Below are 12908 nucleotides of genomic sequence, written 5' to 3' on the forward strand. Positions count from 1 at the left end.
GCCTCAGGTCTTGATTGTGCTGATGGTGTCGTAAATCGGCCCCAGCACCGACAACATGATCCAGCCCAGCAGCAAGCCCAGGATGACCGTCATGGTGGGTTCGATCATGGCCTGCACTTTTTCGATCAATTCCTTCACTTCGCGGTTGTAGAAATAGCTGACATTGCGCAAGGCTGTGTCCAGCGAACCCGTGGCCTCGCCCACCTTCAGCATGCGCACCACCAGCGGCGGGAAGATGCCCGTGTGCTGGAAGGCGGCGGTGACGCCGTGACCCTCGCTGATCAGCTGCGCGGCGCGGCGCAGGCCGGCTGCCACCACCTGGTTGCCGGCAATGCCTTCGGACAGGCGGATGCACTCGAGTATCGTGATGCCGGAAGCATACATCAAGGCAAAAAAAGTGGCAAAGCGGGCCAGGATGATCTTGTGCAGCACGGGACCGACCAGCCACAGCCGCAGTTTCAAGCCATCCCAGGTGTAACGGGCCGCCTCGCTGCGGCCGATCAGGGCGCGCAGGCCGAAAAACAGCAGTACGGGTAAGGCCAGCAGCAGATACCAGTAAGCGATGAAGACATTCGACACGGCAATAAGCACGCGCGTATGCAGCGGCAGCTCGCCGCCCATGTTGCGGATGAAGGCCGTCAGCTGCGGCACCAGATAAATCATCAGGAAAAACGTCACGGCCGCCACCACCACCGCCACGATGACGGGGTACATGATGATCTTGCGCGTCTGCGACGCCAGCTCGTCTTGCCACTTTAAACTTTCCGACAGGTTCTTGAACACATCGGCGATCCTGCCGCTTTGCTCCCCGGCCAGTATCAGGCTGGTAAACGTGGCGTCGAAGATGTCGCCATGCTGGCCCAGCGCACCCGACAGCGGCAGGCCACCTTCGATGCTTTCAATGAGATCCGTGACGACTTCGCGCAGGCGCGGGTGATCCGTGCTTTCGCGCAAGTCGTTCAAGCCTTCCAGGATGGGCACGCCCGCGCCTGTCAATTGTTCCATGTGAAAACAGAAATTAATCAGGTCGCGGCGATGGATGATGCGCTTGCCCAGCAGCACCAGATATTGGCCCGTTATCCTGCAATCGACCAAGTCGAGCTGCATGCGGTGTAAACGCGCTTCCAGGTCCGGCACGTTGGCCGCCTCCATGCTGCCGGGAACCAGGCGGCCAGCACTATCCATGGCACGGTAGACATATTGCGCCATCAGGCCAGCCTTTCCGTCAGGTCGACCACGCGGCCCACTTCTTCCAGGGTCGTCACGCCTTCCATCACGCGGCGCATGCCGTCGTCGACCAGCCCTTTGAAGCCGGCCGCGCGCGCTGCGTTCTTCAATTCGCGGCTACTCGCGCGACGCGCCGTCAATTCATCGAGTTCGGCCGTCATCTTGAGAATTTCCATGATGGCTAGCCGGCCCTTGTAGCCTTGGTGCGCGCAGCGCTCGCAGCCGACGGCGCGGCAGATGGACACGGGCGCAGCGTCGGCCGCCAGGCCCAGCAGGCGGCGCTCGACGCTGTCGGCGATCAGCGTTTCCTTGCAATGCGGGCATAAGCGGCGCACCAGGCGCTGCGCAACGATGCCGATGATGTTGCCGGCCATGATGTCGGGCAGGATGCCGATGTCGAGCAGGCGCGCCACGGAACCGATGGCCGAGCTCGTATGCAGGGTGGAATACACCTGGTGGCCCGTCATGGCGGCGGCGAAGGCCATTTCCGCCGTTTCGCGGTCGCGGATTTCGCCCACCAGGATGATGTCCGGGTCTTGCCGCATCATCGAGCGGATGCCGTCGGCAAAGCCCAGCTTGACCGATTCGTTGACCGAGGTCTGGCGTATCATATTCATAGGATACTCGACCGGGTCCTCCAGGGTCATGATGTTGACGCTTTCCGTATTGATATGGTTGAGTATCGAATACAAGGTGGTGGTCTTGCCGCTGCCCGTCGGGCCCGTCACCAGGATCACGCCGTCGGGGCGCGCAATCATCAGTTTCAACAGCTGCAGCTCCGCCTCGGCCAAGCCCAGGGCGTCCAGCGGCACGATGCCTTTTTGCCGGTCCAGCACGCGCAGCACGACGTTTTCGCCATGCGTGGTGGGCTGCGCCGAGGCGCGGAAGTCGATTTGTCGACCGGAAAACTTGATGCTGATGCGTCCGTCTTGCGGCGCGCGCGCCTCGGCGATATTCATGTTCGACATCACCTTCAGGCGCACGGCCATGGCGGGCCAGTACGATTTGTGCAAGCTGCGGATTTGCCGCAGGATGCCGTCGATGCGGTAGCGGATGCGCAGGAACGACTGTTCCGGCTCAAAATGGATGTCCGAGGCGCCGTTCTGGACGGCGTCGGCCAGCAGCGCGTCGATCAGGCGCACCATGGGCTGGCTGTACTCATCGGACGGCGAGGCCATGCTCTGGTAGCTGACTTCGCCCGTTTCGATTTCGTGCAAGATGCCGTCGATCGACAGTTCGAAGCCATAGTACTGGTCGATGGCGCGCGAAATATCGGATTCGTTGACGAGCACGGTAGAAATCGTGATGCCCTTGACCAGCATGGCGCTGATTTGATCGAGCGCCACGATGTTGCTGGTATCGGCCATGGCCAGTATCAGATTGTCCGCCTGACGCTCATACACGATGGGAAACACGCGGTAGCGCTTGGCAACGTCCTTCGGGATCAGTTTCAGGGCGATGGCGTCGACCACCAGGCTGGACAAGTCGGCGCTGACCTGTTTCAGGTTTTCGCTGAGCGCCTCGCGCACGGTCGCTTCCGTGACGAAGCCCAAAGTGATGAGCAGCTTGCCCAGCGGCTCGCTGCTGCGCCGCTGCTCGATGAGGGCGATGCGCAATTGATCTTCGCTGATCACGCCTTTCTGGATCAGCAATTTGCCCAGTGGAAGTTTTGCCTGTTCTGCCATGTCGCTTATTCTTGACGGGTAATAATGATGGCCGGGTCTGCCTGGTTTGCCGCGTTAGCGCCCGCCGCTGGCGTGGCGCCAGCCAAGTCGCGCAGGCGCGCCTGCAGCACGGTCCGGTCGAACGCGGCGGGCGTGGCTTGCGCCAGGTCCAGTGCGCGCTGGTAATACGTGGCGGCCAGCCTGGGCTGGTTTAGCCGGTCCAGGCCCACGGCCAGGTTGAAAGCATAGTCGGGATTGCCGGGCGCGGCGCCATAGGCGCGGAAAAATTGTTGCTGCGCTTCATACCAGCGGCGTTGCTTTGCGTACACATTGCCGAGTGCAAACAGCACGGGAGCGCTGTCGGGGCTGCGCGCCAGGATGGCTTTCAACTTTGCCTCGCTCTGCACCACGTCGCCCTGGCGCAGGCCGATCAGGCCGGCCAGCGCTTCGCCATCGTCGGGATTGATTTCCAGCAAACGCAGGTACAGCGACGCCGCTTGTGCGCCCTGGTTCTCGCGCAGGGCGACTGCCGCCAGCCCGAGCAGCGCGTCGCGGTTGTTGGCATCTTGCCGCAGCACTGTTTCATATTGCTGACGAGCAAGACCCAGTTGGCCGCCGTTGAAGGCGAGGTAGGCTTGCTGCACGCCGGGGTTGATATGCGGCGCAGCAACGCTGCGCTGTACCTGGATCTGGCTGTTGTCGGGCGCAGCCACGGGCGGCAGGCTCGGTGGGGCGGGCGGCGCCGTGCGTGCCAGTTGCGCCGCCACTGCCGCCTGCGCCGCCGCTTGTATCATGGCTTGCTGGTTCATCGCCTGTTGCTCAGCCGCACCGGCTGCCTGGCGCGCATCGCGCGGGTAGTCCGGTGCCAAGGTTGCGCCCGAGGGCTGCGTATCGGGTGGCGCGGCCGGTGTTGCCGGCAGCACCACGATGGGGCCGGCAACACCGGACGCACCCGGGGCGTCCGTCAGCGGCATGGGTACGCCGGGCAAGTTGGCGCCCGCGCCTGGGTTGGTGCTGGCGCGCCAGTACCAATACGCCATGGAACCGGCCACCAGCAGCAGCATCGCCAGCAGGATGGCCAGGCGCACGGTGGCCGGATCGACGCTGATGGGCCCGGTGGGACCTTTCGGCGGCGTATTGCTGCGGCTGACGCGTGGCCGGGCGGGCGGTGGTTCGGGGCGAGTCGACTGCTGCGCACCGGCTTGCGCGCCCGCTTGCGGGTCTGGCGGCGAAGCCGGCTGGGCACTAGCCGGCTGGGTACTGCTGGGCTGGGGCGGCGGCGCGGGTGACTCCGGCAGCGCTTCCAGGCTCAGCGTGCTGGCCATTTGCACGGGTGGCGCGGCCGGCATGGCACGCGGAGCCACGGCATCGGCCGGTGCCAGCTCCAGTACCTGGTCGTAGGCCTCGGACGGCTTTTCCAGTTCTTCGTCGGAAAGGCTATTCTGTTTGGCGCGCTCGGCCTTCTTGAGCGCCTGCATCAGCAAGCTCATGGGAAGCCTCCCTGCAGGCGTGCCTGCGGCTGGCCGGCGGCCGGTTGGCCATCCGTGTACGGCTGGGTATTGAGCGGCGCCTGGCCGGGCAGCAGGTAGCGGTAGTCGCGGTAATCGCCGTCGATGCTGGCATCCTTGACCACCACCGGGCGCATGAAAATCACCAGCTCCGTCTTGCTGCTCGCTTCGTTGCGGTAGGTAAACAAATTACCCACCAAAGGCAGGCCGGACAGGCCCGGCACGCCATCGCGGGCATTGTCGATGGAATCTTGCATCAGGCCACCCATCACGGCGATCTGGCCATTGCCCACCTTCATGATCGATTCCAGCTCGCGCGCCTGGATGACGGGCACGCGGCTTTGCACATTCGCCGTGGCCAGGGCCGGATTCGGGTCTTGCACGTAGCCAACGATGCGCGTGATGGTGGGGCGCACGTTCAAGGTCACTTCATCGCTGTCGGAAATTTGCGGCGTGACGCTCATGACGAAGCCGACGGGCACCGTTTCCAGTTTCGACTCATAGGTCGCAGGCGTGCTGATGGTGCCCGTCGAGCTGATCACGGCCGGCGTCACCTTGATGGTAAAGAAGACATTGTTGTCGACTACCTTCAGCATGGCGGTCTGATTGTTGAGTACACTAATTTTCGGGCTGGACAGCACTTTTACCTTGCCGAACGATTCGAGCAGTTGGATGGTGGTGGAAAAACTGTCTTTCAGATAATTGAGCAGGAAGATGCCGGGCGTGGCGCCCGGTGTCACGCCGCTGCTGAGGGCCGCAGAACCGACTTGTTTCTGGGTCAGGCTCAGGCTGCCCGTCAGGCGCGCCCAGTTGATGCCTTGCTGGTATTCATTGCTCAGGCGCACTTCGATGATGGTTGCCTCGATCAGCACTTGCCGCTTGGCGCTGTGCAATACCGCATCGAGGAATTGCGCGATCTTTTCATGCTGGCGCCCCGTCGCCCGCACGGCGATCAATCCGCCTTCGACGTTGACGACGACAGACGAGGGGCTACCCTTGTTGGCCAGTTTTAACAGCGGCATGCCGTTCGCGTCCAGTGCCTGTCCAGGGTTGCCGCTCTGGCCGGCCACCTGCTGGCCCGGCGCAGACCCAGACCCAGACCCAGACCCCGACAGTCCGCCATTCTGGCCGCCACCTTGCATCGGCGGCTGCGCGCCGTATTGGCCGGTCGCGCCCGTGACAGGCAAATTGCCGGCCTGGTTCTGCGGCTGGCCTTGTTGCCCTTGTTGGCTGGGCACGTTCGTCAATTGCTGGTTCAGCTGTGCCAACGGGTCCACCTGTACGTCATTGAGCGTGGTTTCGCGCAGCAGGTCGCGGATATTCTTTTCGAGGCTGTACCAGAAATTATTTTCCGAACGATTCACTACCAGGGTGGTCGAATTGTTGTTGCCATTGCCGCCTTGCGTACTGCCGACGGGATTACTCGCGTTGTTCGACCCGCCCCCCGCCGTGGAGATTTGCGTGGCGATATTCACGCTGCTGTTGGTGCTGCGCGCGATGTTAACGTAATCGACCTTGTAATTGCGCCACTCCGGCGCATCGGGCAGCACCATCAGATTCTTGCCATCGATTTCGTAGCGCATATCGACTTGCTTGCCGATGCGCGACAGCAGTTGCGGCAAGGTCTGGTTCAGTGCATTGAGGGTGACGCTGCCCTCGATCTGCGGGTGGATGTCGATGTTCATGCCAGCATCGCGCGCCAGCGCAAACAGCAGCGATTGCACGGGCACTTTGTGCACGGTGACGCTATAGGTTTCCACTTTGGGCGCCGGCACGGGCGCGGCCAGCGCGCTACTTTGCTGCACCGGTTCGGGAATGGCGCCAGCAGGAGGGGGCGCGGCATTGACGTGGCCAGGCGATAGCGGCGTTTGAGGCGTGGCGCAGCCGGCCAGCATGGCGCTGCAGGCAAGAGTGACCCAAGAGGCCAGCACAGGAATAGGGTGTTGAGTCATGAAAAGTTCGCCCTTTGAGTCGTGTTGTGCTTTTGTAATTTTAACTAGCATGATCGCCTAAAAGCAATCCGCTGTGCAGGCCCGGGGGGGAATATGTCGAAATAAAGTCAGGGTGCGCCACGCCCCGCCTGTGCCGGGGCGGTGGCATTAATTTCTGTGCGGATACTATCTATGCTGCTAAGAAATATTTTCTGCGACGATGCGGGGGCTATTCTCGCCCAGACGGCTTCGGCGCTGGCCTGGTCGGCAAAGCTGCCATAGACGATGGCCAGGCGCGCGCTGGCGCTGGCGGGTGCCTGTTGTTGCCACTTGCTTGCGGACACTGTACCAGGCAGACGAAAGACGTGCACGTTGTGCAGGCCGATGGCTTGTTGCGCCTGCTGCAAAAAAGTTTCTGCCGCGGTCGTCTCGCTGGCAGGCAGGCTGGCAATGTGCAGGACCAGTTGCTGCGATCCTTGCTGTGCCAGCCAGCCGCGCGATTCGGCCAGCTTGCTGTCGAGCAGCGCAGGCGGCGCGGCGTGCGAGCGTGCTGCCGGGAACGTGGCGGGCGCCGCCATGCCCGTCGCCATGCCCGACTTGTGGCCCGGCATCAGCCATTGCCACAGCAGCGCAGCGGCCAGCAACAGCATCAACGCGCACAAGGCGCCCGCCAGCAGCTTGCCTGCGTGCCATGGCGCGCGGTAAAACGCACTGTCGGCGATGGCCAGGCGCACATGGCGCGCACTGACTTGCTGCGCATCGTCGGCAAATGCCGCCAGCAAGGCTTTGTCGGCCAGGATATTGATCCTGCGCACGATGCCCTGCGCAGCACGCGCCAAGCGGCGCAGTGCGGCCGGCGTAAAAACCAGCGGTGTTGTGCGGCCGGCGGCGGCCAGGCGACACGTCAGATAGTCGTTCAGCAATGCCGGCGGCAAGCACGGCACGGTAAAACTATGGGTGATGCGCTCCTTGAGCTGGCGGAACTGTGGCAAGTCCAGGGTAAGCTGCAATTCCGGCTGGCCAAACAGGACGATTTGCAGCAGTTTGTGACTGGCCGTTTCCAGATTCGTCAGCAGGCGCAGCGCTTCCAGGGTCGCACCCGGCATGGCTTGGGCTTCTTCAGCCAGCAGCAGCACCTGGCGCCCGGCCGCATGTCGGGCGATCAGCTCGCCATGCAGGGCGCGCAGCACGGTGTCGGCGCGGCAACCATCGAGTGTCAGGCCCAGCTCGGCGGCGATGGCGTGCAAGACTTCATCCGGTTCCAGGCGGGGGTTGAGCAGGTACACCACGTCAATCTGGGGCGGCAGGCGTTCGGCCAGCATACGGCACAGCATGGTCTTGCCGCTGCCCACTTCGCCCGTCAGCTTGATGATGCCTTCGCCTTGTGTGACGGCGTACAGCAGCGCCGCCAGCAGTTCGCCGCGCGTATTGCCAGGGTAAAAGAAGGCCGGGTCTGGCGTGATGCCGAAGGGGGCCGTGCGCAAGCCGAAATGGCGCAGATACATGCCGTGCGGGGAGGGCGCGTAATGCCGGTCGGGCGGCCTCTGGCGTGTAGCGTGCGGGTCGTTGTTCATGCTGCGATGCAATTGAGGAAAGCCTGCTCCAGGCTGGCGTCCGCCGCGCCGCCATGGCGCGCACGACATTCGGCGGGCGTGCCGGCAAACACGATGCGGCCCCGATGCAAGATGGCCATGCGGTCGCACAACTCTTCCACGTCGGCCAGTGCATGCGACGTGAGCAAGGCGCCGCGGCCTTGCGCGCGTGCTTGCCGTAGCACTTGTTTGAACTGTGCGCGCGCTTTCGGGTCGAGCCCGCTCATCGGCTCGTCCAGCAGCAGTTGCTGCTTGCCCGACAGCAAGCAAGCGGCCAGCCCGAGTTTTTGCATCATGCCTTTCGAATACTCGCGCGCGGGGCGGCGCAAGGCCTCCGGCGCCAAGTCCAGCGCGCTCAGGGTGTGTTGCACGGCTTGCGCATCAGGGCGCGCCTTGTGCAGGCGCGTCAAATAAGCGAGGAAGTCACCGCCCGTCAGGTAGTGGGGCGCCTGGAAACGTTCCGGCAGAAAAGACAGCGGTTGGCGCGCCGCGCCATGCCGGTGCGGCTGGCCGAAAATGGCGATGTCGCCCCGTTCGGGCGTGCAAAAGTCCAGCAGGCATTTGAGCACGCTAGTCTTGCCAGCGCCATTGACGCCGACCAGGCCGAACAGTTCCCCCGCGCGTACCTGCAGGTCGACGCCGCGCAGCACGGCACTACCGGCCAGTTGCAGATGCACATTGTTAAACTCGATGGCGCAGGCGTTCATAGGGGCAATAGGTGGCAGGCAAGACGACGTACGACCAGCATTATTGCCATGGCGACGGGTGGGCGGCAAGTGTTTCCTTGCAGCGTGCTGAAATGCGCGAAAATCAAGCTGCGCAATGTATTTTCTGTAAGAAACAACAGGTTCTGGAATAAAATACCCGTACGCGCCGCTGGCGTGCATCGTCTGAAGAATTTGTCGAGGAGTAAGCATGGCAAGGCCAGAGAAAGTCCGGCTCGGTGAAATTTTGGTGCAGCAGAAGTTGCTGACGGAAGAACAGTTGGGCCAGGCCTTGACGGAACAGAAGCGTTCGGGGCGCAAGCTGGGCCGCGTTTTTGTCGAGCACGGCTTCGTTACGGAAGAGCAAATTTCCGGCGCCCTGGCGCGCCAGCTTGATATTCCCTACATCAATCTGAAGTTTTTTAACATCAGTCCCGAACTGGTGCGGCTGCTACCGGAAACCCAGGCGCGGCGTTTCCGCGCGCTGGTGCTGGAAGACCGGCGTGAGGGTTTGCTGGTCGGCATGTCGGACCCCACCGACCTGTTCGCGTACGATGAGATCGCGCGCCTGGTCAAGCGCCATATCGAGCTGGCCGTCGTCAATGAAACGGAGGTGCTGGCCGCCATCGACCGCATCTATCGTCGCACGGAAGATATTTCCAGCTTGACGCGCGAGCTGGAGCAGGACCTGGGCGACGTGTCGGTCGACTTCGGTGCCCTGGCCGCCAATCCGGGCCTGGAAGAGGCGCCCATCGTCAAGCTGCTGCAATCGGTGTTCGAAGATGCCACCCAGGTGCGCGCCTCGGACATCCACATCGAACCGCAGGAAGGCCGGTTGCAGATCCGCTTCCGCATCGACGGCGTGCTGCACCTGCAGACGGAAGCGGACAGCAAGATCGCCAGTTCGCTGGCGCTGCGCCTGAAACTGATGTCCGACCTGGACATTTCCGAGAAGCGCCTGCCGCAGGACGGTCGTTTCGCCATCCGCGTGAAAAACCAGCGCATCGACGTGCGTATTTCCACCATGCCGACGCAATACGGCGAATCGGTGGTGATGCGGCTCTTGAATCAGGGCGGCACGACCTTGCGCCTTGACGCCATCGGCATGCCGCCCAAGCTGGTGCAACAGTTCCGCGCCATGGTGAGCCGCCCGAACGGCCTGGTGCTGGTGACGGGGCCAACCGGTAGCGGCAAGACGACGACCTTGTACTGCGCCCTGGCCGAACTCAATTCGGTGGAAAAAAAGCTCATCACGGTGGAAGATCCCGTCGAGTACCGCTTGCCCGGTATTAACCAGGTACAAGTGAACGAGAAGATCGAGCTGAACTTTGCCCGCGTGCTGCGCTCGGCCCTGCGGCAAGATCCCGACATCGTGCTCGTGGGCGAGATGCGCGACCAGGAAACGGCGCAAATCGGCTTGCGTGCTGCCATGACGGGCCATTTGGTGTTGTCGACGCTGCACACGAACGACGCCATCAGCACGCCGCTGCGCCTGATGGACATGGGCGTGCCGCGCTATATGGTGGGTAGCTCGCTGCAAGCGGTGCTGGCGCAGCGCCTGGTGCGCGTGATCTGTGAAAGTTGCAGCACGCCCTACGTGCCCACGCCCAACGAATACGAATGGCTGCGCCTGGAACTGGGCGAGCTGGTCGAGCGCAATCAGTATTTTCACGGCAAGGGTTGCTCGCATTGCAACGGCATGGGTTACCGGGGCCGCACGGGCGTGTACGAATTGCTGGAAATCACGCGCGCCGTGGCCGATGCCGCCAACCATGCCGATCCTTCCCACTTCATGAAGGTGGCGAAGGAGCAAATGGCGGGCGAGACGCTGCGCCGCCACGCCGTGCAGCTGGTAGTGCAGGGCCGCACGACGGTGATGGAAGCGATGCGCATCAGCAACCAGAGCGAGGATTGACGTGCCATTTTTTGCTTACAAGGCGCGCAATGCCAGCGGCGAGTTGCTGAGCGGCGTGATGGAAGGCGCCGACAGCGGCGCTGTGGCCGACCAATTGTTTTCCACCGGCGCGACGCCGGTGGAAATCCTGGCGACCAAAAAAGCCGCCACCACCGGTGCCGATATCGGCTGGTGGCAAAGGCTGACGGAGAAAAAAGTCAGCTCGATGGATGTGCAATTGTTCAGCCGCCAACTTTACACCCTGCTCAAGGCTGGCGTGCCTATCATGCGCGGCTTGGCTGGCCTGCAGGAGTCGGCCATCAGTCCCGCATTTGGCCGCGTCATCAAAGATGTGCGCGAGTCGCTCGACGCGGGACGCGAACTGTCGGCTGCCATGGCGCGCCACCCCACCGTGTTTACGCCGTTTTACCTGTCGATGGTGCGTGTGGGCGAAATGACGGGGCGCCTCGATGAAGTGTTCCTGCGCCTGTTCGATCACCTGGAATTTGACCGCGACATGCGCGCGCGAGTGAAGACGGCGACGCGCTATCCCACTTTCGTGATCGTGGCCATGCTTATCGCCATGGTCATCGTCAACATGTTCGTGATTCCCCAATTCGTGAAAGTGTTCGCCAGCTTCAACGCCGAACTGCCTTTGATGACCCGCATCCTGATCGGCACGTCGGCCTTCATGGTCAATTACTGGCCCTTGCTGCTGGTAGTGACTATTGCCTCGATAACCGCTTTCCGGGCCTGGTTGCGCACGATTCCCGGCCGCTACACCTGGGATCGCTACAAGTTGCGCTTCCCCATCGCCGGCAAGATCATCCTGAAAGGCACCATGGCGCGTTTCGCGCGCAGCTTCGCCTTGTCCAGCACCAGCGGCGTGCCCATCGTGCAGGCGCTGACGGTGGTATCGCAAACGGTCGATAACGCCTATCTGTGCGCCCGGGTCGAACAGATGCGCGACGGCGTCGAGCGCGGCGACAGCATCTTGCGCACTTCGGTGACGGCGGGCGTCTTCACGCCGGTGGTGCTGCAAATGATCGCCGTCGGCGAAGAGTCCGGTTCACTCGATGATTTGATGAATGAAATCGCCCAGATGTACGAGCGCGAAGTCGATTACGAATTGAAGACACTGTCTGCGCAGATCGAACCCATCCTGATCGCCTTCCTTGGTGCCATGACGCTGGTGCTGGCGCTGGGTATCTTCTTGCCAGTGTGGGATCTGGGCAAGGTGGCCCTGCAAAAATGAGAGCGTGCATGTCGCCCCAAAAAAGTATTGCGGCTGGCAAGGCAAGGCAGCGCGGTTTTACTTTGTTTGAGCTGGCCGTCGTGGTGTCCGTTATCACCGTGCTGGCGCTCGTGTTGCTGAGCCGCTTAACGCTGGTTCAGCGGGAGGCGGAGCGGGTCGCGGTGCAGCAAACGATCGTCGCCTTGCGCGCGGGCCTGCGCATGAAAGTGCTGCAACTGTATGCAACTGACCGGCAAAACCAGTTGCCGGCGCTGGTCGGGCAGAATCCCGTCGATTGGCTGCTTGAAAAGCCGCCCAATTATTTGGGCGAGTATGCGACGCCGGAGATAGCAAAACTCCCCCAAAGTCATTGGTTTTTTGATCAAAGTAATGCAGAATTGATATATATATTAAATCGGAGCAACACTTTTGGCGGATACCATTCCGAGTTGCTTCAATTCAAGGTAAGCTTGCAGCCAGCTCCCCCTAATTCGGCCAGCCCTTCAATCTCGGTTGAGATGCCTCAGGTGGTACTGATGCAGATGGGCGAGGCGGGCGGGCTGAAATAGTTCGATATTGTGTAGATAAATTTTGTCTATGGTGTTTTTTGATTTTTTGGAGATCAGCATGAAGATCAGCAATAGTAAGCAATCGATTCGTCGTTTTCAACAAGGTGGCCAGGCGGGCTTTACGCTGATCGAGTTGGTCGTCGTCATCGTCATCCTGGGCATACTGGCGGCCACCGCGATTCCGCGTTTTATCAATTTGTCGGCCGACGCCCGCCTGGCGAAAGTCAACGGCGCCCGCGCCTCGGTACAGGCTGCCGCTTCCCTTGCCCACGCGCAATGGCTGGTCAATGGCTCGCCCACTACTGGGACCGTCACGGTACAAATGGAAGGCACTACCATCTCCATGGCGAACGGCTATCCTGATGCGGCTGGCATCGTACTCGCCGCAGGTGGCTTGAATGACTACAATGTCTCGGGTACGGCGCCGGTATCGATTGCCGCCGATGCAAGCCATCTTACCTGCGCGTTCACCTATACGGTCGCCACGGCGACTGTGGCGGCGCAGGTGGGTGTTTCACCTGCCCTGAGCAATTGCTAATAGCGTAAGCTGCGCATGCGGCGGCCATGTGCGCCGCATGCAATCCG

10 protein-coding genes are annotated in these 12908 nt (G+C 62.0%); 4 read left to right on the plus strand and 6 right to left on the minus strand.

Annotated elements, in window-relative coordinates:
* Nucleotides 1-3 precede the first annotated feature (3 nt).
* From ACQ4V8_RS03915 to ACQ4V8_RS03940, 6 genes are all read right to left on the minus strand, one after another.
* Nucleotides 4-1209, minus strand: coding sequence for a type II secretion system F family protein (locus ACQ4V8_RS03915; RefSeq protein ID WP_010399055.1), 1206 nt, complete (start codon nucleotides 1207-1209; stop codon nucleotides 4-6).
* Entirely contained in the window at nucleotides 1209-2912 is a 1704-nt protein-coding gene (locus tag ACQ4V8_RS03920) for a GspE/PulE family protein (protein ID WP_010399053.1), read from the minus strand. The genes ACQ4V8_RS03915 and ACQ4V8_RS03920 overlap by 1 nt, the downstream gene beginning before the upstream one ends.
* 5 nt (nucleotides 2913-2917) lie before the next feature.
* Nucleotides 2918-4381 carry a tetratricopeptide repeat protein gene (locus tag ACQ4V8_RS03925; RefSeq protein WP_436570940.1) on the minus strand — a complete coding sequence of 488 codons (1464 nt, stop codon included), beginning with the start codon at nucleotides 4379-4381 and terminating at the stop codon, nucleotides 2918-2920.
* A complete protein-coding gene (locus ACQ4V8_RS03930; protein ID WP_436570941.1) occupies nucleotides 4378-6351 on the minus strand; it encodes a secretin GspD/PilQ domain-containing protein in 1974 nt (657 codons plus the stop codon). Before ACQ4V8_RS03930 ends, ACQ4V8_RS03925 begins: the two co-directional genes overlap by 4 nt.
* Nucleotides 6352-6458: 107 nt before the next feature.
* Nucleotides 6459-7904 carry an ExeA family protein gene (locus tag ACQ4V8_RS03935; protein ID WP_436570942.1) on the minus strand — a complete coding sequence of 482 codons (1446 nt, stop codon included), beginning with the start codon at nucleotides 7902-7904 and terminating at the stop codon, nucleotides 6459-6461.
* Nucleotides 7901-8698 carry an ABC transporter ATP-binding protein gene (locus ACQ4V8_RS03940; RefSeq protein WP_436570943.1) on the minus strand — a complete coding sequence of 266 codons (798 nt, stop codon included), beginning with the start codon at nucleotides 8696-8698 and terminating at the stop codon, nucleotides 7901-7903. Before ACQ4V8_RS03940 ends, ACQ4V8_RS03935 begins: the two co-directional genes overlap by 4 nt.
* 139 nt (nucleotides 8699-8837) lie before the next feature.
* Between ACQ4V8_RS03940 and ACQ4V8_RS03945 the strand changes: the two genes are divergently transcribed.
* Genes ACQ4V8_RS03945 through ACQ4V8_RS03960 form a run of 4 tightly spaced genes read left to right on the plus strand, consistent with a single transcriptional unit; the run spans nucleotide 8838 to nucleotide 12861 of the window.
* Nucleotides 8838-10541, plus strand: a complete 1704-nt coding sequence (locus ACQ4V8_RS03945) for a GspE/PulE family protein (protein ID WP_010399044.1) — start codon at nucleotides 8838-8840, stop codon at nucleotides 10539-10541.
* A 1-nt stretch (nucleotide 10542) separates the two neighbouring features.
* Nucleotides 10543-11775 (plus strand): type II secretion system F family protein, encoded by a 1233-nt coding sequence (locus ACQ4V8_RS03950; RefSeq protein ID WP_010399043.1) that lies wholly within the window; start codon nucleotides 10543-10545, stop codon nucleotides 11773-11775.
* An 8-nt stretch (nucleotides 11776-11783) separates the two neighbouring features.
* Nucleotides 11784-12323 (plus strand): type II secretion system protein, encoded by a 540-nt coding sequence (locus ACQ4V8_RS03955; RefSeq protein ID WP_010399042.1) that lies wholly within the window; start codon nucleotides 11784-11786, stop codon nucleotides 12321-12323.
* A 58-nt stretch (nucleotides 12324-12381) separates the two neighbouring features.
* Entirely contained in the window at nucleotides 12382-12861 is a 480-nt protein-coding gene (locus tag ACQ4V8_RS03960) for a type II secretion system protein (RefSeq protein ID WP_142303414.1), read from the plus strand.
* The last annotated feature ends 47 nt before the right edge of the window (nucleotides 12862-12908 follow it).

Origin of the sequence: Janthinobacterium paucivorans (assembly GCF_051380805.1) — a bacterium.
Taxonomy (GTDB): domain Bacteria; phylum Pseudomonadota; class Gammaproteobacteria; order Burkholderiales; family Burkholderiaceae_D; genus Janthinobacterium; species Janthinobacterium lividum_D.